The organism is Streptomyces sp. NPDC050535 (assembly GCF_044457665.1).
Classification (GTDB): domain Bacteria; phylum Actinomycetota; class Actinomycetes; order Streptomycetales; family Streptomycetaceae; genus Streptomyces.
In genome coordinates, this window is the sequence record NZ_JBITHE010000003.1 from 184,159 (window position 1) to 206,002 (window position 21,844).

20 protein-coding genes are annotated in these 21,844 nt (G+C 70.2%); 8 read left to right on the plus strand and 12 right to left on the minus strand.

Translation table 11 applies throughout. From position 1 onward, the window contains the following. The first annotated feature begins 187 nt into the window (after positions 1–187). Complete coding sequence (locus tag ACIBLC_RS08895) at positions 188–757, plus strand: Dps family protein (RefSeq protein ID WP_399210062.1); 570 nt, start codon at positions 188–190, stop codon at positions 755–757. A gap of 116 nt (positions 758–873) precedes the next feature. Here the strand turns inward: ACIBLC_RS08895 and ACIBLC_RS08900 are convergent, their stop codons facing one another. Both ACIBLC_RS08900 and ACIBLC_RS08905 read right to left on the minus strand, forming a co-directional pair. Continuing rightward, on the minus strand, positions 874–1,809 hold the full coding sequence (locus tag ACIBLC_RS08900; RefSeq protein ID WP_399210063.1) for an anti-sigma factor RsbA family regulatory protein: 936 nt from the start codon (positions 1,807–1,809) through the stop codon (positions 874–876). Beyond that, entirely contained in the window at positions 1,806–2,168 is a 363-nt protein-coding gene (locus ACIBLC_RS08905) for an STAS domain-containing protein (protein WP_399210064.1), read from the minus strand. The genes ACIBLC_RS08900 and ACIBLC_RS08905 overlap by 4 nt, the downstream gene beginning before the upstream one ends. A 274-nt stretch (positions 2,169–2,442) precedes the next feature. On the opposite strand from ACIBLC_RS08905, the gene ACIBLC_RS08910 reads away from it, so the two are divergent. The 3 genes from ACIBLC_RS08910 (at position 2,443) to ACIBLC_RS08920 (ending at position 10,446) form a co-directional block, all read left to right on the plus strand. Continuing rightward, positions 2,443–3,288, plus strand: a complete 846-nt coding sequence (locus ACIBLC_RS08910; RefSeq protein WP_399210442.1) for an RNA polymerase sigma factor SigF — start codon at positions 2,443–2,445, stop codon at positions 3,286–3,288. Between the two features lie 383 nt (positions 3,289–3,671). Then, positions 3,672–7,949: a HAMP domain-containing protein gene (locus ACIBLC_RS08915; RefSeq protein WP_399210065.1), complete on the plus strand. Its 4,278-nt coding sequence runs from the start codon at positions 3,672–3,674 to the stop codon at positions 7,947–7,949. A gap of 91 nt (positions 7,950–8,040) precedes the next feature. Next, complete coding sequence (locus ACIBLC_RS08920) at positions 8,041–10,446, plus strand: SpoIIE family protein phosphatase (RefSeq protein WP_399210066.1); 2,406 nt, start codon at positions 8,041–8,043, stop codon at positions 10,444–10,446. A gap of 5 nt (positions 10,447–10,451) precedes the next feature. On the opposite strand, the gene ACIBLC_RS08925 is transcribed toward ACIBLC_RS08920, so the two are convergent. Next, entirely contained in the window at positions 10,452–11,156 is a 705-nt protein-coding gene (locus ACIBLC_RS08925; protein WP_399210067.1) for a GAF and ANTAR domain-containing protein, read from the minus strand. Between the two features lie 304 nt (positions 11,157–11,460). On the opposite strand from ACIBLC_RS08925, the gene ACIBLC_RS08930 reads away from it, so the two are divergent. Together ACIBLC_RS08930 and ACIBLC_RS08935 are read left to right on the plus strand one after the other, a co-directional pair. Then, on the plus strand, positions 11,461–11,724 hold the full coding sequence (locus ACIBLC_RS08930; protein WP_399210068.1) for a WhiB family transcriptional regulator: 264 nt from the start codon (positions 11,461–11,463) through the stop codon (positions 11,722–11,724). Between the two features lie 70 nt (positions 11,725–11,794). Then, a complete protein-coding gene (locus tag ACIBLC_RS08935) occupies positions 11,795–12,229 on the plus strand; it encodes an ATP-binding protein (protein ID WP_399210069.1) in 435 nt (144 codons plus the stop codon). 61 nt (positions 12,230–12,290) lie between these two features. On the opposite strand, the gene ACIBLC_RS08940 is transcribed toward ACIBLC_RS08935, so the two are convergent. From ACIBLC_RS08940 to ACIBLC_RS08960, 5 genes are all read right to left on the minus strand, one after another. After that, on the minus strand, positions 12,291–12,638 hold the full coding sequence (locus ACIBLC_RS08940) for a PRC-barrel domain containing protein (RefSeq protein WP_399210070.1): 348 nt from the start codon (positions 12,636–12,638) through the stop codon (positions 12,291–12,293). A 47-nt stretch (positions 12,639–12,685) separates the two neighbouring features. Beyond that, complete coding sequence (locus ACIBLC_RS08945; protein ID WP_399210071.1) at positions 12,686–13,186, minus strand: DUF6328 family protein; 501 nt, start codon at positions 13,184–13,186, stop codon at positions 12,686–12,688. A gap of 54 nt (positions 13,187–13,240) precedes the next feature. Continuing rightward, a complete protein-coding gene (locus ACIBLC_RS08950; protein ID WP_399210072.1) occupies positions 13,241–13,465 on the minus strand; it encodes a DUF5133 domain-containing protein in 225 nt (74 codons plus the stop codon). 59 nt (positions 13,466–13,524) lie between these two features. Continuing rightward, positions 13,525–14,388 carry a SigB/SigF/SigG family RNA polymerase sigma factor gene (locus tag ACIBLC_RS08955; RefSeq protein WP_399210073.1) on the minus strand — a complete coding sequence of 288 codons (864 nt, stop codon included), beginning with the start codon at positions 14,386–14,388 and terminating at the stop codon, positions 13,525–13,527. A gap of 337 nt (positions 14,389–14,725) precedes the next feature. Beyond that, on the minus strand, positions 14,726–15,181 hold the full coding sequence (locus ACIBLC_RS08960; protein WP_399210074.1) for an ATP-binding protein: 456 nt from the start codon (positions 15,179–15,181) through the stop codon (positions 14,726–14,728). 318 nt (positions 15,182–15,499) lie between these two features. Between ACIBLC_RS08960 and ACIBLC_RS08965 the strand changes: the two genes are divergently transcribed. Together ACIBLC_RS08965 and ACIBLC_RS08970 are read left to right on the plus strand one after the other, a co-directional pair. Then, on the plus strand, positions 15,500–15,976 hold the full coding sequence (locus ACIBLC_RS08965; protein ID WP_399210075.1) for an Lrp/AsnC family transcriptional regulator: 477 nt from the start codon (positions 15,500–15,502) through the stop codon (positions 15,974–15,976). A 114-nt stretch (positions 15,977–16,090) separates the two neighbouring features. Continuing rightward, entirely contained in the window at positions 16,091–16,786 is a 696-nt protein-coding gene (locus tag ACIBLC_RS08970) for an HAD family hydrolase (RefSeq protein WP_399210076.1), read from the plus strand. Positions 16,787–16,849: 63 nt separating this feature from the next. Here the strand turns inward: ACIBLC_RS08970 and ACIBLC_RS08975 are convergent, their stop codons facing one another. From ACIBLC_RS08975 to ACIBLC_RS08990, 4 genes are read right to left on the minus strand one after another with little or no spacing between them, the layout of a single operon-like run. Continuing rightward, positions 16,850–18,055 carry an XdhC family protein gene (locus tag ACIBLC_RS08975; RefSeq protein ID WP_399210077.1) on the minus strand — a complete coding sequence of 402 codons (1,206 nt, stop codon included), beginning with the start codon at positions 18,053–18,055 and terminating at the stop codon, positions 16,850–16,852. Further along, positions 18,048–20,168 (minus strand): xanthine dehydrogenase family protein molybdopterin-binding subunit, encoded by a 2,121-nt coding sequence (locus tag ACIBLC_RS08980; protein ID WP_399210078.1) that lies wholly within the window; start codon positions 20,166–20,168, stop codon positions 18,048–18,050. Before ACIBLC_RS08980 ends, ACIBLC_RS08975 begins: the two co-directional genes overlap by 8 nt. Further along, positions 20,165–21,157 (minus strand): FAD binding domain-containing protein, encoded by a 993-nt coding sequence (locus tag ACIBLC_RS08985; protein WP_399210079.1) that lies wholly within the window; start codon positions 21,155–21,157, stop codon positions 20,165–20,167. The genes ACIBLC_RS08980 and ACIBLC_RS08985 overlap by 4 nt, the downstream gene beginning before the upstream one ends. Further along, positions 21,154–21,711 carry a (2Fe-2S)-binding protein gene (locus ACIBLC_RS08990; RefSeq protein ID WP_399210080.1) on the minus strand — a complete coding sequence of 186 codons (558 nt, stop codon included), beginning with the start codon at positions 21,709–21,711 and terminating at the stop codon, positions 21,154–21,156. Before ACIBLC_RS08990 ends, ACIBLC_RS08985 begins: the two co-directional genes overlap by 4 nt. Positions 21,712–21,844 lie beyond the last annotated feature (133 nt).

Consider the following 21,844-nt stretch of genomic DNA (forward strand, 5'->3'; position numbering starts at 1 on the left):
ACGGACCATGGCCGGGACGATGACGTCGGAGGCTCTTCGGTGTGTAGCCCGGAGGAAGCGGGGCACCTGTGGTGTCGGAGGCTGATACCGATGATTTCCACTCGCCCCGCACTTCCGGTTCTTCCGGTTGATTCGCGGGTGGGAACGGCAGCCGGTTCGAAAGTTTTCTTCGGGACGGAGCAGAATGATGTCGAAATCCGCATCTCCCAAGTACACGGTCCCCGGGCTCAGTACGCACGACGGCGGAGTGATCATTGACCTGCTGCGTATGCGTCTGCACGCGCTCAACGATCTTTCCCTCACGTTGAAGCACGTCCACTGGAATGTGGTCGGGCCCCACTTCATCGCCGTGCACGAAATGCTCGATCCCCAGGTGGACCGGGTGCGCGAGATGGCCGATGACACGGCCGAGCGCATCTCCGCTCTCGGCGGGGTACCGGAAGGCACCCCGGGTGTCCTCGTGGCCGAGCGGACCTGGGACGACTACGCGGTCGGGCGGGCCGACGCCATCGCCCACCTCGGCGCCCTCGACCTCGTCTACACGGGGATCGTCGAGGCCCACCGCTCGGCGATGAGCGAGATCGGCAAGAGCGACCCGGTGACGGAGGATCTCCTCATCGGACAGCTGCGCGACCTGGAGCAGTTCCAGTGGTTCGTGCGCGCGCACCTGGAGACCTCCGGCGGCACCCTGGCCACGGCCGACTCCCACACCGAACGCCAGGCGGCGAAGGCGGCCAAGGCGGGCAGCAAGCGCTAGCCAGGACGCCCTGCTCCAAGCGGTGACGAAGGCCCGGACCCGGCTACGGGGGCCGGGCCTTCCCGTGCCTCCGGGCGTGCCGCTCCGCAGCACGCTGAGACGTCAGGAAGCGCGGGTCACGTTCGAGCGACGTAGCTGCGGAACGTCGTCCCGTTCTCGCCGGTGTGTACGCGGACGAGGTCGGAGAGGTAGTGGACGAGGAACAGGCCGCGGCCACCGAGCTGGTCGGGACGCACCGGGTGCCGACCGGCCAGCGGGTCGGCCACCCGGCCGTCGTCCTGCACCTCGCAGACGATCTGCTCGCTCTCGGCCCAGATCCGCAGCGTTCCCGAACCGCCCCCGTGCACCACGCTGTTGGTCGTCAGCTCCGCGACGACCAGAGCCAGATCCTGCACACGGACGAGGCTCATTCCGCGCTCCCGGGCCTCGTCCAGCGCGAAGTCGCGAGAGGTCGGCAGGGCGTCGGCGTCGAAGCGGACCGTCGCCGCCCCCGGCGGATGCCGCAGAGCTTCGTTGCAGCGCGCGAGCGCCCCCTCGAGGGCGTAGTCGGTGCTGGCCCGCTCCCGGCCCCCGTCGATGACGACGGGGTGCGTGGCGTGCGCGTCGGCGAGGACGTCGGCGGAGAGCGCCCGCGCGTCGTAGGGACAGAGGATCGTCACGTCGCGCCCTTGGAAGGCGACGTTGATCAGTGCCTCGTGCTGGACACAGGCCGGGTACTCCGCGGCGGTGCGGCCGGGCCAGATCGGCTCCCCGATGATCCGGACCCGGCCCTGGGTGCGGGAGTCGGCGAACGAGCGCAGGACGGAGGGGATGATGCGGCCGGGATTCCGTCCGGCCCGTGTCATGTCGACGAAGTGCACGTCGGCGGCGGCCGAGCCGAGTTCCGCGCGGATCAGCTCAAGGCGCGGGGCGGGTGCGGCCACCGCGACCGGTTCCGCCGCGGCCATGCCGTCCAGCAGGAACGGCACCGTGCCGTCCACGTACTCCTGGTCGCCGCGATAGAACAGAGCGGGGTGAACAAACGGTTCTGCAAGGGTGGCCGAGTCGGTCATGCCGCCACCTCGATCGTCCGGAGTTCGGGCCAGAACAGGTCAAGCAGTCTGGGAAGTTCGGGTGGTGGCCGTTCCAGGACCAGTCGCCGTCTCTCGGTCAACGCCTGTGCGGTGCGCACGAGTTCCGAGGCACCGGCGACATCGACGAACGTGATGGCGGACAGCTCCAGGAAGCAGATGTGCTCGCTCTGGCCGGACACCTGCGCGAGGGCCTGCCGCCAGACGGGCCGCGTGGACGGGCTGATCTCGCCGACGAGCCGGATACCGGGGCGCTCCACGAGCGCGTACAGCCGCAGACCGGCTCCGCCGAGGTCGTCCGAGGCAGTGCTCGCCGCCGGCCCGCCATCGCCGTACGCCATGCCACCCCGCCTCTCGGCGACCCGCCGTACGCCATCGTGGCCCCGGCTCTCCGGCCCCAGGGTACCCGGGCGTCCCGGACCACGACCGGCTCCCGGATCCGCCGGACCGCGCCGCGACGGCCCTCCTGAAATTTTCCTCGACATGTGTGGTGTGATCTCCGGCAACCGGGGCACACGTGCGGTGTCAGGAATGCCTTCGAGGTTTTTTCGAGGATTTGGGGTGGACGGCATGGCAGCCGTGACGACGCTGGGGACAACGGCCACGGAACCACGCATGGCCGACGTGGCGGGGGCCTGCAGTGAGTCGGAGCTTCCGTTCATCGACGACCCCTCGAAGGTGAAGCCGAAGGACGCGCGCGACCTCTCGCGCCAGTTCTTCGACCGGCTCGCCGTCCTCGAAGAAGGCACGCACGAATACCAGTACGCACGCAACACGCTGATCGAGATGAACCTCTCCCTGGTCCGCTACGCGGCCTCCCGCTTCCGCAGCCGCGGCGACTCGATGGAGGACATCGTCCAGGTCGGCACCATCGGCCTGATCAAGGCCATCGACCGCTTCGAGCTCACCCGCGAGGTCGAGTTCACCTCCTTCGCGATCCCCTACATCGTCGGTGAGATCAAGCGGTTCTTCCGGGACACCAGCTGGGCGGTGCACGTCCCCCGCCGTCTCCAGGAAGCCCGCGTCGAGCTCGCCAAGGCCACCGAGGAGCTGCACAGCCGGCTCGACCGCATGCCCACCACCCGCGAGCTGGCCGAGCTCATGTCGCTGTCCGAGGAAGACGTCATCGAGGCCCGCAAGGCCTCCAACGCCTACACCTCCACCTCTCTCGACGCCGCCCTCACGAGCAACGGGTCGGCAGACGGCGAAGGCGTTCTGGCCGACTTCATCGGCGAGGAGGACCCGGCGCTCCAGCTCGTCGACGACTTCCACTCGCTGGCTCCGCTGCTCGCGGAACTGGACGACCGCTCTCGCCTGATCGTCCACCTGCGCTTCGTCGAAGAGCGCACCCAGGCTCAGATCGGCGAGGAGCTCGGCATCTCCCAGATGCATGTGTCCCGGTTGATCACTCGCATCATCAAGCGACTTCGCACGGGCCTGATGGACCCGGCCGTCGCCTGATCACGCGCCCCGAAGGATCCGATCCCGCCGTCCTGGCCGTCACCACCCACCCGGTGACCCCAGTGCGGCGGGATCTTTGCGTGCGGCCCTCCCACCGCGCTCCGGGCACCTTTAGGAGCAGGCTCGGGCGGGTGCGGCGAGAGGGTCCTGTGTAACCCCATCTCGCGTGGTCATGCCTAGTCAGCCGTAACTTTTTGGCTGCCCTGATGTTCCGGCCACCACTTTGTTCATCGGATGATTTCTGGGTTAGCCTGCGGCGTATTTTCTCAGCGGGCGCACCGTGATTTGCGGGAATGCCACGGGCTGCACACAAAGTCCGTGCATGAGTCCGGCGTGGTTCCGAGTCCCGCCCGGGACTCCTGGGGAGCGGAACGAGGGTAAGCATGACCGTCACAGCGACCGGGCCTTCGAGCCGAACGCCGGGCGAGCAGGAGCTTCGTCAGCTGCTGGCGGGGCTGACCGCCGTGCGCGATGGAGACTTCGGCACACGTCTGCCGGACGACGCCGGTGGCCTCCTCGGCGACATCGCGACCGTGTTCAACGGGATGGTCGACCAGTTGTCGGTGTTCACCTCCGAGGTGACCCGGGTGGCACGCGAGGTCGGCACCGAGGGCACCCTGGGCGGACAGGCGGAGGTCCCCGGGGTCTCCGGCACCTGGGCCGACCTGACCGACTCGGTCAACGCGATGGCCGGCAACCTCACCACGCAGGTCCGTGACATCGCGCAGGTGGCCACGGCCGTCGCCAAGGGAGACCTCTCCCAGAAGATCGACGTGCCCGCCCGCGGCGAGATCCTCCAGCTCAAAGAGACCGTCAACACGATGGTCGACCAGCTCTCCGCCTTCGCCGACGAGGTCACCCGCGTCGCCCGCGAGGTCGGCAGCGAGGGACGCCTCGGCGGACAGGCCCAGGTGCCCGGCGTCGGCGGTGTCTGGCGGGACCTCACCGACTCCGTGAACCTGATGGCGGGCAACCTCACCGCCCAGGTCCGCAATGTGGCCCAGGTGACCACGGCCGTCGCCAAGGGGGACCTCTCCCAGAAGATCACCGTCGACGCCCGCGGCGAGATCCTCGAACTGAAAGACACCATCAACACGATGGTCGGACAGCTCTCCGCGTTCGCCGACGAGGTCACCCGCGTCGCCCGCGAGGTCGGCACCGACGGGCGGCTCGGCGGCCAGGCCGACGTCAAGGGTGTCAAGGGCACCTGGCGCGACCTCACCGACTCGGTGAACTTCATGGCGGGCAACCTCACCGCCCAGGTCCGCTCCATCGCCCAGGTGGCGACCGCCGTCGCCAAGGGGGACCTCTCCCAGAAGATCACCGTCGACGCCCGCGGCGAGATCCTCGAGCTCAAGGACACCATCAACACGATGGTCGACCAGCTCTCCGCCTTCGCCGACGAGGTCACCCGCGTCGCCCGCGAGGTCGGCACCGCGGGCAACCTGGGCGGCCAGGCCACCGTACGAGGGGTCTCGGGGACCTGGAAGGACCTCACCGACAACGTCAACGTGATGGCGTCGAACCTGACCGGTCAGGTGCGCTCGATCGCGCAGGTGGCCGCCGCCGTCGCCAAGGGAGACCTCTCCCAGAAGATCACCGTCGAGGCCAAGGGCGAGGTCGCGGCGCTGGCGGACGTCATCAACACGATGGTCGACACCCTGTCCGCGTTCGCCGACGAGGTCACCCGCGTGGCCCGTGAGGTCGGCACCGAGGGACGGCTCGGCGGACAGGCGCACGTGCCGAACGTCGCGGGCACCTGGAAGGACCTCACCGACAACGTCAACTCGATGGCCAACAACCTCACCGGCCAGGTCCGCAACATCGCCCTGGTGACCACCGCGGTCGCCAAGGGAGACCTCTCCAAGAAGATCGACGTGGACGCCCGCGGCGAGATCCTCGAGCTCAAGACGACCATCAACACGATGGTCGACCAGCTCTCCGCCTTCGCCGCCGAGGTCACCCGGGTGGCACGGGAGGTCGGCAGCGAGGGCCGGCTCGGCGGACAGGCCGAGGTGGAAGGCGTTTCCGGTACGTGGAAGCGCCTGACGGAGAACGTGAACGAACTGGCGGGCAACCTCACCCGGCAGGTGCGGGCGATCGCCGAGGTGGCCAGCGCCGTGGCCGAGGGGGACCTCACCCGCTCGATCACCGTCGAGGCGTCGGGCGAGGTCTCGGAGCTCAAGGACAACATCAACTCCATGGTCGAGTCGCTGCGCGAGACCACGCGGGCCAACCATGAGCAGGACTGGCTGAAGACCAACCTGGCCCGCGTCTCGGGCCTGATGCAGGGCTACCGGGACCTGGACGTGGTGGCCGAGCTGATCATGGACGAGCTCACCCCGCTGGTCGCCGCGCAGTACGGAGCCTTCTACCTCGCGGAGGAGACGGCGCACGGCACGGAGCTCCGGCTCGTCGGGTCCTACGGCTACCCGGACGACACGGACCGGCCCTCCCGCATCCCGATGGGCCGCTCGCTGGTCGGCCAGGCCGCGCGCAACCGCCGGGCCATCACGGTGGAGGAGCTGCCGCCGGGATACGTGACCATCTCCTCAGGGCTCGGCAGTACGGTACCGACGGCACTGGTGGTACTGCCCATCGTGGTCGAGGAGCAGGTGCTCGGTGTGATCGAGCTGGCCTCGGTCACCCGCTACACACCGGTCCACCAGACCTTCCTGGAACAGTTGATGGAGACCATCGGCGTCAACGTCAGCACGATCGTGGCCAACGCCCGTACCGATGAACTCCTGGGCGAGTCCCAGCGCCTGACGGCCGAACTTCAGGCCCGGTCCGAGGAGTTGCAGGTCCAGCAGGACGAACTCCAGCGCTCCAACGCCGAACTGGAGGACAAGGCCTCACTGCTGGCCACCCAGAACCGGGACATCGAGGCCAAGAACCTCCAGATCGAACAGGCCCGGCAAGAACTCGAAGCCCGTGCCCAGCAGCTCTCGCTGGCCTCGAAGTACAAGTCCGAGTTCCTGGCGAACATGAGCCACGAGCTGCGGACCCCGCTCAACAGCCTGCTGATCCTCGCCCAGTTGCTGGCCCAGAACCCCTCGCGCAACCTCACCCCGAAGCAGGTCGAGTACGCGGGCATCATTCACTCGGCGGGCTCCGACCTGCTGCAACTGATCAACGACATCCTCGATTTGTCGAAGGTCGAGGCCGGCAAGATGGACCTCTCCCCCGAGCGGGTCCCCATGCGCCGCCTGCTGGAGTACGTCGAGGCCACCTTCCGGCCCATGACCTCGCAGAAGAACCTGGACTTCACGATCAGCACCGCGCCCGGCGCGCCCGACGAACTGCTCACCGACGACTCCCGGCTGCGTCAGGTCCTGCGCAACCTGCTGTCGAACGCGGTCAAGTTCACCGAGCAGGGACGCGTCGAACTGCGTATCGAACCGGCGACCGGACACGAGGTCCCCGACGGGGTGCTGCGGGCCGGCAGCGTCATCGCCTTCCGGGTGAAGGACACCGGCATCGGTATCCCGGAACAGCAGCTGGAGACGATCTTCGGGGCCTTCCAGCAGGCCGACGGCACCACGAGCCGCAAGTACGGCGGTACCGGTCTCGGGCTGTCCATCACCCGGGAGATCGCCCACCTTCTCGGAGGCGCGGTCACTGTCGACAGCACCCCCGGCCAGGGCAGTGCCTTCACCCTCTTCCTGCCCATGGACCGGCCTGACTTCGAGGAGCTCCTGAGCGGCAGCCGGCCGCTGGAGTCCGCGCCGCGCGAGGACACCGCCGACGTGGTGGCGGCGCGCGTTCCCGCGCCGGGCCCGGTCGGTCCGGCCCGGCAGGGCCGGCGTCGGCTGCTGGTCGTCGAGGAGCGGCCACGCGGCCTGCTGACCCTCGTCGCCGAGAGCGCGGTCGGGGATCTCACCCGCAGTCGTGACGACAGCGCCGTCCGGGAGACGGTCGACGTGATCACGGTGGTGGGAGCGCAGGAGGCGGCGAGCGCGCTGGCCGCCGGAGCGTGCCACTGCGTCGTCCTCGAACTCGGCATGGCGCACGGGGAGGCGGCCAGTTTCCTGGAGGCCGTCGAAGGCGACTCCGCCCTGGCGAACGTCCCCGTACTCGTCCACAACGGCAGCCGGGTGGACCTCGCCCAGGAACAGGCCCTCCAGTCCCGGTCCGGTCCCCGGACGCTGGAATTCCTTTCCAGCCTGGACGAGTTGCGCGAGCGCATCGCCCTGCACCTGTCCGCCGAGGAGCCGGGTGACGTGCTCCCGCTGGTCCGCGCGGAGGAGCCGCAGGCCCAGGAACCGCGGCTCGGCGGCGACACGTCGCACGGCACCACCGTGCTCGTGGTCGACGACGACGCCCGCAACCTCTTCGCCCTCAGCGGCGTTCTGGAACTCCACGGATTCCAGGTGCTGCACGCGGAGAACGGCAGGAAGGGCATCGAGACCCTGCTCAGCCGCCCCGACGTCGCGGTGGTCCTGATGGACGTGATGATGCCGGAGATGGACGGCTACACGGCCACGGCGGAGATCCGCAAGATGCCCCAGTACGCCGACCTGCCGATCATCGCGGTCACCGCGAAGGCGATGCCTGGCGACCGGGAGAAGAGCCTCCTGTCGGGCGCGAGTGACTATGTGACCAAGCCGGTCGACACCGACGACCTCATCGCCTGCGTCCGGCGCTGGCTGAGCGTGTGACACCGGAGGGCGCCCGCCGGTCCTGGCGGGCGCTCCCCGCACCCCTTCTCCCCCGCGTACGCGGGGAGCACAGCCGAGGAGCAACCGCACCGTGAGCACTCCCGAACAGCCATCGGACACCGGGACGACCGGGTCGACGGGCACCCCGCCCGACGCCGCGTCGACGTCCATGGTGGGCAGACTGGCTGCCACGGTGGACCGGCTGCGTCGCGAGGTGCAGGCCGCGCAGGCCGAAGCCGACGGACGCGCCCTGATCGAGCTCGCCAAGGGCATCCTGATCGAGCGTCTCGGCTGCGGCCCCGCACAGGCCGCCCGGCAACTCGCCGACCTGACCGAGCAGGGCAGAGTGGGAATGCTCGAACTCGCCGTCGACGTCATCAACCAGGCGGCACGCGACCGGCTGTCCGAGGTGACCAGTGTGTTCCTCTCAGCCACGGCAGGTACCGGCGACGCCGAGGACGCCTCCTCGGCCGTACGGCTGCGGGAGGCGGAGAGCGGTGCGCTGGCCGCCGACGACACCCAGTCGGTGGCCGACTCGCTGCTCCAGCACGCGCTGACCCCGCTCGGCGCGGTGGCCGTGGCCATCTGGGCGGTCGGCTCCGACGGCTGTCTCACCCTGGCCGGCAGTGCGGGGTTCTCCGCGGCGGAGGCGGGGCGCTGGCGCTACGTGCCGCCCGGCGTGGCGACGGTGGCACGCCGGGCGCTGTCCGCTCGTACGACCCAGTGGACCGCGTCACTCGCCGAGGCCGGGCCGCCGACCATCGGCCGCACCCACTATCCGCACGGCGGGCGGGTCGCCGCCCCGGCCGGTGTCGCCGGGCGTATCCACGGCGTCCTCGAGATCGCCTGGCCCTCCCCGCTGGAGCCGCAGTCGCCGCAGGTCGTCCGCCAGGTCGAGGCGCTGGCCGAGTTGTGCGCCCACACGCTGGAGAGCCACCCGCTTCTGAGCGACCGCCGGAACACCAACGGCCCGCTCGTCACGCCCGGGGTCGCGGAACTGATCGACCTGGTCGACGGGCTGCACGATCCCGCGCTGGTCCTCGAACCCCACCTCGACAAGAGCGGGCAGCTCTCGGACTTCCGGATCCGGCATGTGAACAGCAGGTTCATGGACCCCGCCGGCCGCCCCCGCGGTGTCGTCAACGGCGCGTTCCTGCTGGAGGCATATCCGCTGGCCGCCGGGGAGAGCGAGCTCTTCCAGCACATCGAGCGGGTCTACGCCACGGGCGAGCCGTTCCGGTCCCACCGGATGGATCTCACCGCGCTGGTCGACCAGGTGCCGCTGTCGAGCGTGGCCGACATCAGCCTCAGCCGGCACGGTGACAGCGTGCTGCTCCTGTGGCGCGTCGAGGACGAGAACGCACGGCTCGCGAGCCTGCTTCAGCACGCCCAGCGGCTCGGTAGGATCGGCGGCTTCGAGGAGAACCTGCTCACCGGCGAGATCACCTGGAACGACACACTCTTCAGCCTGTACGGGCGCTCCGCCTCCCAGACACCCGTACCGCTCGAGGACCTGCCCGCGCACGCGCACCCGGACGACGCCGTCGCGGTCGGCCGTTTCCTGCGCACCCTTCTGCACCACCGGCGGCCGGCCACGGCGGCGTTCCGGCTCCAGCGGCCCGACGGGGTGACCCGGCATCTGCGGGTGGTGGCCGAGCCGGTGCTCGACGCCGACAACCGGCTGTTCGTCGTCCGAGGAGCCTGCCAGGACATCTCGGCCCAGCACTGGACGGAGGTCGCGCTCGCGGCGACGCGTGACCAGCTCGCCCACACCGAGCAGCAGGCGGACGAACGCAACCGGCTGACCCTCCAGCTCCAACACGCGATCATGCCTCCGTCGCAGGCCCCGCTGCAGGCGCCCGGACTCCAGGTGGCCGTCCGCTACCGCCCGGCGGAGACCGAGCAACTCGTGGGCGGTGACTGGTACGACGCGGTGGTCCTGCCCTCCCGGCTGGTCCTCGTGTGCGTCGGCGACGTGGCCGGTCACGGGATCGAGGCGGCGACCAGCATGGTGGTCCTGCGCAACGCGCTGCGTGGCCTCGCCGTGACGGGCGCGGGCCCCGGCCAGCTGCTGTCGTGGCTCAACATCGTGGCGCACCACCTGACCGGCTCCATCACGGCGACGGCGGTCTGCGGTCTCTACGACCCGACCCGGCGCACCCTGCGGTGGGCCAGGGCCGGCCACCTGCCGCCCGTTCTGGTACGTGACACGGAGGCGACCCCGCTGCCTCTCCTCAAGGGGATTCTGCTCGGCGCCGTACCCGAGACCACGTACGAGGAGGGCGAGGTCCAACTGGCCGTCGAGGACACCTTGTTGATGTACACGGATGGGCTGGTCGAGCGGCGTGACAGTTCGGTCGAGGAGTCGATGGCCCAGCTGCTGACCACCGCGCGCACGGCCCTGACCACCCTGGACCACCAGCTCGACCGGCTCCTCACGTACAGCAGGTCGGACACGGACGACGACACCTGCATCGTCGGGATCCGCGTGTCGTAGCGCGGTCAGTCGGGTCTCTCACCGGTTCCGCAGATCTGGCGGGCGATCTCGCGGAGCTTGACGTTTCGGTCCTGGGAGGCCTTCTTGAGGACCTTGAAGGCGGTCTCCTCGCTGAGGCCGTGCCGTTCCATGAGGATGCCCATTGCCTCGCCGATCTCGTGCCGGGTCTCCAGGGCATGGCTGAGCTGCTGGTGCGTGCGCGAGGCGGAGAAGGCCACGGCCGCGTGGGAGGCGAGCACCCAGCCGGCGCGCCGGGCCATGTCGTCGAAGGTGTGCGGCCGACGGGAGTAGAGGTTGAGCGCGCCCAGCTCGTCGTCCTCGGTGAACAGCAGGAAGCCCATCGTGCTGCCCATGCCGCACCTCCTCAGCGCGGGGGCGAAGCGGGACCAGCGCTCGTGGGGCTCGCGCAGGTCGTCGATCGCGTAGACCTGGCTGCGGTCGACGACGGCGTCGAAGCACGGGCCTTCCCGCAGGTCCTGCTGGATCCGGTCGGCGGTGCGTACGAGGTCACTCGTCACGGACAGAGAGTGGACCTCACCCTGACGGACGGTGAGTATGCCCGCCTCGTCGCATCCCCTGATCAGAACGGACGCGTGCTCCACTATCCGGTCCAGGGTGGCCTGGACCGAGTCCTGGGCCAGCAGGTTCCGCGCCATCTCCGCCAGGCCGACGGCGAACCGCTCCCAGATCTCGTCGGGTTCATGGGACATGCCCCACCTCCTCACTCGCTGATGGAAAGCTGACGCAAGTGCCGCGCGTCAGGCGCCAGTACATCGCCGACCGGGCTCCGGATCCGTTTTCCCTGGTTGCTCAATGTTCAAGCAGGCGGGTTCGGCAGAGATTCGCGTCACGTGTCAGCGGTCACTCGCCTCACCCGATAGTCGGACATTCGGGTCAATTTTCCGCAGGACATTCGGGTCAGCGGGACATTTCTGTTTCACCTGTGCCATCACGGTGACCCGAATACCGAACGTAGACGCACCGAAGAAACGACTGCGAGCCCAGGAGGCCCTCATGTCCAACTGGCGCGAATCCGCGGCATGCCGCTCCGTCGACCCCGACCTGTTCTTTCCCATCGGCAGTACAGGTCCCGCGCTTTTCCAGATCAACGAGGCGAAGGCCGTCTGCCAGGGCTGCCCGGTCCGCGAGCAGTGCCTGGAGTGGGCGCTCGAGACGGGTCAGAGCGTCGGAGTGTGGGGTGGTACCAGTGAGAATGAACGGCGTGCGCTTCTGCGACGCGCGGCCGCCTCCCGGCGGTCCCGGGACATCACGGCGTAAGCGGCCGCTCACAGGGCTGAAAAGCACCACATGGGGGAACACCGTGGGGGGGCCCGCACGGGAAGGCGAAATGGCAAGCGAACCGAGCGAGGACAGGAAGCCGTCGCAGGATGGTGTCGAGACTCTCACCAGAGCTTTCGCCGGCCAGTTGCGCAACGTGACCGACGCGCGCCTGACGGCGGAGGGCTATCTCAGCACGCTCGCCCGGGCGTCACCGCCCAGCGCGGTCGAGCACTGGGACGACATCCTGCTGGTGGTCACCGAACTGGTCGCCAACTCGATCCAGTACGCGCCCGGTCCCTTCGAACTCCATATGCGCCGCACCTTCGACGGCGTCCATGTGACCGTGCGGGACAGCAGCACCACCCCGCCCGCGCCCCGTCCCTTCCATCCGCAGCACGGCGGGGGCGGAATCGGCTGGCACCTCATTCACACCCTGTGCGATCAGGTGAGTGTGGTGGTGCGGTCCGACGGCAAGGACGTGCACACCTTCCTGCCGTGGTGAGTTCCGCGCGGGACCGGGGCGGGACCGGCGGCCGGGGGCGGTGCCCCGGTCCCAGCCGGTCTCAGTGACCGGACCCGTAGTGGCCGCCGAGCTGGTCCCGGTAGGCCGGGTCGCCCAGGTGCTTGTCCTTGTCGAATTCGGGTGACGCCTTGATCTCCGCCTTGCTGCGCGAAACATGGACCTTCTTCGCCTCGTGGTCGATGCCCACGACCGTGCCGGCGGGCAGCATGACCTGCCTGCCGAAGATCCACACACCGGTGTCGACCACGATGTACTGGGCGACGACGTCGCCGGAGTGTTTGTCGACGGTGCCGATGTGACCGTCGGTGGCCTCGACCGCGTAGCCGGTCAGGTCGTCGTCCGGCGTGTGACCGCTGGTGGGCGTGTAGTTCCACAGGGACTCGTGCACAGGTGCTCCTGGTGTCGGGGGGGTGGTTCGTTCGGCGGGTTCGTGGCTCAGTCGCTGGTGTACCGGTGCCGCACCCACAGGGGCAGAACCAGCCAGCTGAACAGATACCAGGCGACGACCCCGGCCACCAGCCAGGGCACGTACGCGTCGTGCGTGGCCACCCGAAGGATCAGCAGGAGCGACGCGGTCATCGTCGCGAGGAGCAGGACAAGCCCTACGAAGGTCAGCCGCGCGGCCCACCTGACCGCCTGGGCTTTGACGCGCCGCCCGGAGACGATCCGGTGCAGGGCCACGGGACCTATCAGCGCACCCGTGGCGGCGGCCCCGAGGACGACCGTGACGATGTAGATGCCCTTGTCCACCTGTGCCAACTGCGCGTACCGCGGGGTGAACACGACGGTGAGCAGAAAGCCGAACAGGATCTGCACGCCGGTCTGAGCCACCCGGATCTCCTGGATGAGCTCGCCCCACCTGCGGTCGGCCCCCTCCTCCTCGGTCTCGTCGCTACGGACGTCCGTGGTACCTGTCTGGTCTCCCGAGACCGTCAACTTCTCTCCCGCTGCTGGTAGTTCGGTCCGTCTTCGGCGCATCCGAGGCCTGGCTCAGTCGCTCATGGCGGGCACCGCGCCTGCCGAGCCGGCGAGTTGACGACGAGCCGCCGCCAGCGCCAGCCGCACATCGCGGGTGCCGGTCGAGACGCAGAGCGTGTACGCCACATCCTGGGCACGCCTGCCCGGCTTGACCGTGCTGTCCACGGCTTCCTGGGCCGCGAGCGCCTCGTACTCCGCCACGAGTTTGCGCAGCGTCTCCGGGTGGGGCATGAGCATGTCCGAACTCCTTGGTCAGGGGTGAGAGCAAGCAAGAACAAGCGGATGAAGCGGAGTGGTCAGACGGCCTGCGCCGGGCCCCCGGGGTTCTGCCGGTGGGAGTCCTCGTCGAGCGCCTCGGCACGCACACGGGCACAACTGCTGCTGATGAGCCGGGAGACGTGCATCTGGGAGATCCCCAGCTGGTCGGCGATCCGGTTCTGGGTCATGTCCTCGAAGAACCGCATGTAGAGGATGGCGCGTTCACGCTCGGGCAGGCGGCTCAGCCCTCGCTTCGCGGCCTCGCGGTTCTCCACGGTGTCGTAGGAGGAGTCGGACACGCCGAGCCTGTCGGAAAGGCTGTAGCCGTCCTCGCCGGACGACAGTTCGGCGTCCAGGGACAGGGTGCTGAAGCTCTCCATCGCCTCCATCCCGTCGCGTACCTCTTCCTCCGAGAGACCGGTCCGGGCGGCGATCTCGGCGGTCGAGGGCTCGGGGGAACCGGGGATGTCGGTGAGCTCGCGCCGGGCGACCCGCACCTTGTTCCTGAGCTCCTGCACACGCCGCGGAACCCTCAACGCCCACATGCGGTCACGGAAGTGACGCTTGATCTCGCCGGTGATGGTCGGCACCGCGTAGCTCTCGAAAGCCCCGCGCTCGGGGTCGAAGCGGTCGACGGCCTTCACCAGGCCGAGTGCGGCGACCTGGCGGAGGTCCTCGATCGACTCGCCCCGGTCGCGGAACCGGCCGGCGATGCGATGGGCCATCGGCAGCCACGACTCGACCAGTTCGTCACGGATGAGATCGCGCTCGGGCCCGTCGCTCAGACCTACCAGCCGGGCGAAGTCCGACGCGCTGTCAGGTGCGTCGTTGTAAGGCCGTTTGGCGGTGGCCCCGCTGGGGGCGGTGCTGGGGGCAAGGCGTGCGGATACGTCAGTGGGCATGCTGAGTGGCTCCTCCACGGTACGTCTGGGGATGACCGCGGGTCGTGGCGGCATCGGCCCGCCGGAGGGGCGGCCAATGGGCAGACCACTCCCGTCGGCGCGCCTCCGGTCCGAAGCACGAACTCCAGTTGCCCGGCATTCCCCGGGCCAAACGGGTGCGTTCATTTCTTCCGTGACACCCGTTCCGCAGCCGGTCTCATCGAAAGAGCTCGTCAATACGCGCGGGCCCGCATCCGCGCGGTCTCACCTGTCGCGATTTCCAACTCGGTTCGTACGCAGGGCGATCGGGGGCACGCGGCCGCGTCTCGAATAACTCCTGCAGGAGAACGGCGAGTGCTCAGCAGGGCGAGAGGGGCACCACAGCCGTGATGCGCTTTCCTCCGGCGCGCAGCCCCGAGACGACGACATCGCGCGCGAGACGGCAGACGATCGACCAGCCGTGGCCTCCCACCCGCAGGTCTCCCGGCTCATCGAACCGGCCTACGTTCAGAGGCAGTTGATCGCTTCCGTCACTCACTGACATGCGCACTTCGCGGTCCGCGAGCGTGACCTCGAAGTCCGTGACGCCGCCCCCGTGCAGAATCGCGTTGGTGGTGAGCTCGGATACCACGAGCAGGGCGTCGCCGACCCCGTCCTCGTCACCGGGGGTGCCGTGGCCGCGGAACCGCCCTTCGAGCGCCCGCCTCACCGCTTGGCGCGCCTCGGCCGGACTGCGAGGCCCTGACTGTTGCCGGTCCGGGGCAGCCGCCGTGTCGGTGGAGTGCGTCCGGTGCGTCCGGTGTTCCCCGCACATCCTTCGCTCCTCAGTCTCGTCGTGTGACCTTTTCTCGTGACCCTTTTTCACGGCCTTGTCGCTGTCCTTCTCGGGTGGCCCTCTCGCGTGGACTTCCCGCGCGGCCTTCTCCCATGAGACGAATTCGCGTCACCCATCAGCTGATCCGCTCTGCCCTCGGCGGAGGTTCACCTCTACGGCTGACCGCGGAACGGCGCTCCAAACCCCGCCGGACGCGGTTCAGGGGGCAACGGGGCACTGGCTCGGCGGACGTGCCTGGAGCCGAGCCGTTGGTAAGGTCGTAAATGATCACCCGAGGCGGCAGGAGGGCGACGGACCATGGCGGTGGACGAGCTCGACACCCGTATCCTGCGGCTGCTGCTGGAGCAGCCGCGTACCAGCGTGCGCGAGTACGCCCGCATGCTCGGCATCGCCCGCGGCACCCTTCAGGCCCGCCTCGACCGGCTGGAGAGGGACGGAGTGATCACCGGTACCAGCCCCGCCCTGTCCCCCGCGGCGCTCGGCCACCCCGTCCTCGCCTTCGTGCACATCGAGGTCACACAGGGTCATCTCGACGACGTGGGCGACGCGTTGGCCGCCGTACCGGAGATCATCGAAGCGTTCTCGATCACCGGCGGCGGTGATCTGCTGACCCGGGTCGTGGCCCGCGACAACGCGCACCTTGAGGACGTCATCCAGACGCTGATCAGCCTGCCGGGCGTCGTGCGCACCCGTACGGAGGTGGCGCTGCGGGAGCGTGTCCCGCAGCGGCTGCTGCCGCTGGTGGAATCGATCGGCCGCGCGGCGAGGAACTGACGGCCGCACGGGCCACCCTGGTCACTCCTCCCCCCCTCGGCCACCCCGGGAGCATGGGGGATGCCGACGGCCCGGTTGCCCGGCAGGGCGCTGATCATTGGCATCCTGGAACCCATGAGCACTCTCGGCGGCACCGCAGTCATCTTCGACCTCGACGGAACGCTCGTGGACAGCGAGCCGAACTACTTCGAGGCAGGCCGGCGGACGCTCGCCGAGCACGGTGTCACCGACTTCGGCTGGGCCGACCACGAGAGTTACGTCGGCATCAGCACCCAGGAGACGCTGGCCCTCTGGCAGGAGCGCTACGGCCTGACGGTCCCGCTCGACACCCTCCTCGCGGACACGAACCGCCGCTATCTGGAGCTGGCCCGCGCCTCCACACGCGTGTACCCGGAGATGCGGAAGTTCGTGGAACTGCTGGCCGACGCCGCCGTCCCGATGGCCGTGGCCTCGGGTTCCTCACGGGAGGCCATCGAGGCGATCCTGACGGGCACGGGCCTGGCCGCCCACCTGCCGACCGTCGTCTCGTCCGACGAGGTCGCGCACGGCAAGCCCGCACCCGACGTCTTCCTGGAGGCGGCGCGGCGCCTGGGGGCGGCCGCGGCCGACTGCGTGGTCCTGGAGGACGCCGCCCCGGGCGCCGCCGCCGCGCACGCGGCCGGGATGCGCTGCGTGGCCGTCCCGTACGTTCCCGCCCAGGCGGACGATCCGCGGTTCGGCACGGCGGGGCTGCTGCTGCGCGGCGGGCAGGCCGAGTTCACGGCCCGGGCCGCCTACGACTGGCTCGTGGCCTCGGCCGCGGCTGCCTGAGCTTCCCGCCCCCGCCGACGTGACACGAGGGTCCGGTCCCGCGCCCGGTGGCGGGACACCGGGTCACGCGGCCGCCTCCGCACGGGCCACGTCCACGTCCACGTCCACGTCCACGTCCACGTCATGGTGGATCGGCGTCCCCGAGCCGGTCAGCGGAACGCCCGTGCCGCCCCGCCGGGCCGCGACGATCTCCGCCGCGATGGACAGGGCGGTCTCCTCGGGCGTACGGGCTCCGAGGTCGAGCCCGATCGGGGACCGCAGGCGGGCCAACTCACCGTCGGTGAGGCCCACTTCGCGCAACCGGCGGTCGCGGTCCTGATGGGTGCGTCGCGAGCCCATCGCGCCGACGAACGCGACCGGCAGCCGCAGCGCCGTCTCCAGCAGCGGAATGTCGAACTTGGCGTCATGCGTGAGCACGCACAGCACCGTACGGCCATCGGTCCCGGTGCTCCGGAGGTAGCGGTGCGGCCAGTCGACCACGACCTCGTCGGCCTCGGGGAAGCGCGGGCGGGTGGCGAAGACGGGCCGGGCGTCGCACACGGTCACGTGGTAGCCGAGGAACCTGCCCGCCCGTACCAGCGCGGCGGCGAAGTCCACGGCACCGAACACGATCATGCGGGGCGGCGGCACCCTCGTCTCGACGAACAGCGTCGCTCCGCCCGGGCAGCGCGATCCGTCCTCCGAGATCTCGACCGCGCCGGTTCGGCCTGCTTCCAGCATCCCGCGGGCCTCCGCCAGCGCCGTACGGTCCAGAGCCGGTAGGAGGTCTCCGTCGCCCGCCCGGGCGCCGCCGGCGTGCGAGCCGTCGAGGCCCCCGGCGTGCGTACCGTCGGCGTGGACCAGCAGTGCCCTGCCGAGCAGGGCGGCCGGTCCCCGGGCCACCCGGGCGACCGCGACCGTCTCCCCGCGCGCGGCGGCCGACAGGGCCGTCGCGAACACCTTCCCGTCCGGCATGTCCGCGCGCACCGGCGTGACCAGGACCTCGATGATCCCGCCGCAGGTGAGGCCCACCGCGAAGGCGTCCTCGTCGCTGTAGCCGAACCGTTCGAGCACCGTGGCGCCGTCCTGGAGCGCCTGGACGCACAGGTCGTACACGGCCCCTTCGACGCAGCCGCCGGAGACCGAACCGATCACCGTGCCACGGCGGTCGACGGCGAGGGCGGCGCCGGGACCGCGCGGCGCGCTGCCGCCGACGGACACCACGGTGGCGACGGCGAAGTCCCGGCCCTCCTCGGCCCACCGGTTCAGCTCGTCGGCGAGGTCAAGCATGTCCGCCCGCAGCCGCCGTCAGCACGCGGTCGGGCCGGATCGGCAGGTTCCGGTGGCGTACGCCGGTCGCGTGCCAGACCGCGTTGGCGATCGCCGCGGCCGTGCCCACGACTCCGATCTCGCCGATGCCCTTGATCCCGACGGGATCGTCGGGGTCCGGGTCGTCCACCCAGTCCGCCTCGATGGGCGGGACGTCGGCGTGCGCGGCGAAGTGGTAGCCCGCGAGGTCGGCGCCGACGTGGCCGCCCGAGGCCTGGTCCCTGTGGGCCTCCTCGTGCAATGCCATGGAGAGTCCCCAGACCATGCCGCCGATGAACTGGCCGCGTGCGGTCAGCGGGTTGACGATCCGGCCCGCCGCGAAGATGCCGAGCAGTCGGCGTACGCGCACCTCACCGCCGGCGGTATCGACGGCGACCTCGGCGAACTGCGCCCCGAACGCGTTCCGTTCCTTCTCCGCCAGCGCGCCGACGGCCTCGGAGGTGTCGGACCGTACGGTGATCCCCTCGGACGGAATGCCGTCGCTCAGGGCCAGTCGCTCGCGCAACTCGTCGGCGGCGACCGTGATCGCCCAGGCCCAGGATCGGGTGCCCATCGAGCCGCCGGCGACGATCGCGGGCCCGAAGTCGCTGTCGGCGATCCGTACTCGCACCCGTCCGGGCTCCGCCTTCAGCGCGTCCGCGGCGATCTGGGTCAGCGCCGTGCGTGCGCCGGTCCCGATGTCGGACGCGGTGATCCGCACGACGAAGGTGCCGTCCGCCCGCGCCGTGATGGCCGCCGTCGAGGGCGCGGAGAGGGTCGGGAACGCGGAGGCCGCCATGCCGGTGCCGAGCAGCCAACGCCCTTCGCGGCGGATGCCGGGACGCGGGTCCCGGCCGTCCCAGCCGAACCTGCGGGCGCCCTCCCGGTAGCAGGCGAGGATGTTGCGGCTGCTGAACGGCAGTCCGGAGACAGGCCCCACGTCCGGTTCGTTGCGCACGCGCAGCGCGATCGGGTCGATGCCGCACTTCTCGGCGAGTTCGTCGAGCGCCGACTCCACCGCGAACGAGCCCGGCGCCTCGCCCGGCGCGCGCATCCAGCTCGGCGTCGGCACATCGAGCCGTACGACACGGTTCACGGTGTGATGCGCGTCGGCGTCGTACATCGCGTGCCCGAAACCGGCGCTTCTCTCGACGAATTCGTGGACGGTCGAGGTCTGGCTCTGCGCCTGGTGGTCGAACGCGCGCAGCCGCCCGTCGGGGTCGGCTCCGAGCCGTACGCGCTGCGAGGTGGGGCTGCGGTAGCCGACGAGCGAGAACATCTGACGGCGGGTCAGCACGACCCTGACCGGGCGGTGCAGGACGGTCGCCGCCATCGCGGCGAGGACCGAGTGCGGGCGGGTCGCCTTGGATCCGAAGCCGCCGCCGACGTGTTCGGACCGCACCCGCACCGACCCGGGGTCGAGTGAGAACAGCTTCGCGAGCTCGTCCGCCACGAACGCGCTGCCCTGGTTGGAGTCGACGACCTCCAGTCGGCCGTTGTCCCAGCGCGCTGTCGCCGCGTGTGGCTCCAAGGGGCTGTGGTGTTCCTCCGGCGTGGTGTACTCGGCGTCCACGACGACGGCGGACGCGGCGAGTTCGGACTCCAGGTCCCCCTTCGCCGTCTCCGAGCCCTCCGGTGTGTACGTCCCCGGACGCCCGGCGGAGAACTCGACGTCGTGCGCCTCCTCGTCGTACTGGACCACCAGCGACTCCGCGGCCTCCCGCGCCTGTTCGGCCGTTTCGGCGACGACCAGTGCCACCGGCCAGCCGACGAAGGGAACGCGGTCGTGCTGGAAGAGCTGGAGGATCGGGTCGGGCAGCCCGAACATGCTCACGTAATTCCCGTTGATCCGCGGCGCGTTCCCGTGGTGCAGGACGGTGAGGACGCCGGGCATCCCGAGCACGGAGGCGTCCTCCGGCGAACGGACGCGCCCGCGGGCCACGGTCGACAACACCAGCCAGCCGTGGGCGAGTTCGGCGAAGGGGATCTCTCCGGCGTAGCGGGCCGCTCCGGTGACCTTGGCCCTGCCCTCCACGCGGGTGCGGGCGGTGCCGACGACCGGGGTCAAGGCCGCGATGTTGGTCGTGGTGCTCATCGGGCGGCCTCCTCGGCGAGTTCGGTCAGCACGGCGACGACGAGGTTGCGCAGCAGCGTCACTTTGTATCCGTTGTGCGGCAGCACCTCGGCAACGGCCAGTTCGGCGTCGGCCGCGGCGGCGAACGCCTCGGCGGTCGCCGGTCCCCCGGTCAGCACCCGCTCGGCCTCCGAGGCCCGCCACGGCCGGGACGCCACCGCTCCTAAGGCCAGCCGTACTTCCCGTACGACATCGCCCCGGACGTCGAGAGCGGCGGCGACCGAGCCGACGGCGAAGGCGTAGGAGGCCCGCTCGCGCACCTTGCGGTAACGAGAGTTGGCGCCCACCCGCGCGGGCGGCAGGGTGACGCCGGTGATCAGCGCCCCGGGCGGCAGGGCCGTCTCCAGATGCGGGGTGTCGCCGACGGGGAGGTAGAACTCCGCGAGCGGCGACTCGCCCGGTCCGTCCGCCGCTTCGTACGACACGACGGCGTCGAAGGCGGCGAGTGCGACCGCCATGTCCGAGGGATGGGTGGCCACGCAGTGCTCGGAGGCGCCGAGAATCGCGTGGTTGCGGTGTTCGCCGACGATCGCGGGGCAACCGCTGCCGGGGGCACGCTTGTTGCACGGTTTCGCCAGGTCGGTGAAGTAGCCGCAGCGGGTGCGCTGAAGCAGGTTCCCGCCGACCGTGGCCATGTTGCGCAGCTGACCGGAGGCGCCCGCCAGGACGGCCTGCGTCAACGCCGGGTAGTGGCGGCGCACTTCGGGGTGCGCGGCGAGGTCGCTGTTGGTGACCGTCGCGCCGATGCGCAGACCGTCGCGCGGGGTGAACTCGATCCGGTCGAGGGGCAGTTCGCGTATGTCGACGAGCCGGGCGGGCCGTTCCACGCCGGCTTTCATCAGGTCGACGAGGTTGGTGCCGCCGCCGAGGAAACGGGCTTCGGGGTCCGCGTCGAGGAGGGCGACCGCGCCGGAGACGTCGAACGCCCGCTGGTAGTCGAACTCCCTCATGCCGCCGCTCCCTCGGTCTCGGCCGCCTGCGACCGCGCGGCCTGCTCGACCGCCCGCACGATCGACACGTACGCGCCGCAGCGGCACAGGTTGCCGCTCATCCGCTCGCGTATCTCCTCGGCGGTCAGCTCCGGAACCCCCGCCTCGGGCCGGACGTCGGCGGTCACGGCGCTCGGCCAGCCCGCCGCGTGCTCCTCGATCACCGCGAGGGCGGAGCAGATCTGGCCCGGCGTGCAGTACCCGCACTGGTAGCCGTCGAGGTCGAGGAAGGCCTGCTGGACGGGGTGCAGCCGCTCGCCGTCCGCCACTCCTTCGATGGTGGTGACCTCCCGCCCCTCGGCGGCGACCGCGAGCTGGAGGCAGGAGAGGGCCCGGCGTCCGTCCAGCAGCACCGTGCAGGCACCGCACTGGCCCTGGTCGCAGCCCTTCTTGGTACCGGTCAGATCTAGACGCTCGCGCAGCGCGTCGAGCAGGGTGGTGCGGTGGTCGGTGGGCAGCGTGTATTTCTCCCCGTTGATGTTCAGGGTGATGGCGCTCGACGTCGAGTGGGCCATGATCGGCCTTCTTTCGCGTAGCACTACGGGTGAAGGAGTCGGGAGATGGACGGCGATCGGCCGCACTGGCCTGATCTGCCGCTACAGTGGACTCTAAGTGGACAACTGTCCGGTAGCACCGAACCTAACGGAC

Bases quoted from the DNA above. Each gene is read 5' to 3' on its own strand.
- ACIBLC_RS08895 (WP_399210062.1), top strand. From the start codon at position 188: ATGTCGAAATCCGCATCTCCCAAGTACACGGTCCCCGGGCTCAGTACG.
- ACIBLC_RS08900 (WP_399210063.1), bottom strand. From the start codon at position 1,809: ATGACCGACTCGGCCACCCTTGCAGAACCGTTTGTTCACCCCGCTCTG.
- ACIBLC_RS08905 (WP_399210064.1), bottom strand. From the start codon at position 2,168: ATGGCGTACGGCGATGGCGGGCCGGCGGCGAGCACTGCCTCGGACGAC.
- ACIBLC_RS08910 (WP_399210442.1), top strand. From the start codon at position 2,443: ATGGCCGACGTGGCGGGGGCCTGCAGTGAGTCGGAGCTTCCGTTCATC.
- ACIBLC_RS08915 (WP_399210065.1), top strand. From the start codon at position 3,672: ATGACCGTCACAGCGACCGGGCCTTCGAGCCGAACGCCGGGCGAGCAG.
- ACIBLC_RS08925 (WP_399210067.1), bottom strand. From the start codon at position 11,156: ATGTCCCATGAACCCGACGAGATCTGGGAGCGGTTCGCCGTCGGCCTG.
- ACIBLC_RS08930 (WP_399210068.1), top strand. From the start codon at position 11,461: ATGTCCAACTGGCGCGAATCCGCGGCATGCCGCTCCGTCGACCCCGAC.
- ACIBLC_RS08935 (WP_399210069.1), top strand. From the start codon at position 11,795: ATGGCAAGCGAACCGAGCGAGGACAGGAAGCCGTCGCAGGATGGTGTC.
- ACIBLC_RS08950 (WP_399210072.1), bottom strand. From the start codon at position 13,465: ATGCTCATGCCCCACCCGGAGACGCTGCGCAAACTCGTGGCGGAGTAC.
- ACIBLC_RS08955 (WP_399210073.1), bottom strand. From the start codon at position 14,388: ATGCCCACTGACGTATCCGCACGCCTTGCCCCCAGCACCGCCCCCAGC.
- ACIBLC_RS08960 (WP_399210074.1), bottom strand. From the start codon at position 15,181: ATGTGCGGGGAACACCGGACGCACCGGACGCACTCCACCGACACGGCG.
- ACIBLC_RS08965 (WP_399210075.1), top strand. From the start codon at position 15,500: ATGGCGGTGGACGAGCTCGACACCCGTATCCTGCGGCTGCTGCTGGAG.
- ACIBLC_RS08970 (WP_399210076.1), top strand. From the start codon at position 16,091: ATGAGCACTCTCGGCGGCACCGCAGTCATCTTCGACCTCGACGGAACG.
- ACIBLC_RS08975 (WP_399210077.1), bottom strand. From the start codon at position 18,055: ATGCTTGACCTCGCCGACGAGCTGAACCGGTGGGCCGAGGAGGGCCGG.
- ACIBLC_RS08980 (WP_399210078.1), bottom strand. From the start codon at position 20,168: ATGAGCACCACGACCAACATCGCGGCCTTGACCCCGGTCGTCGGCACC.
- ACIBLC_RS08985 (WP_399210079.1), bottom strand. From the start codon at position 21,157: ATGAGGGAGTTCGACTACCAGCGGGCGTTCGACGTCTCCGGCGCGGTC.
- ACIBLC_RS08990 (WP_399210080.1), bottom strand. From the start codon at position 21,711: ATGGCCCACTCGACGTCGAGCGCCATCACCCTGAACATCAACGGGGAG.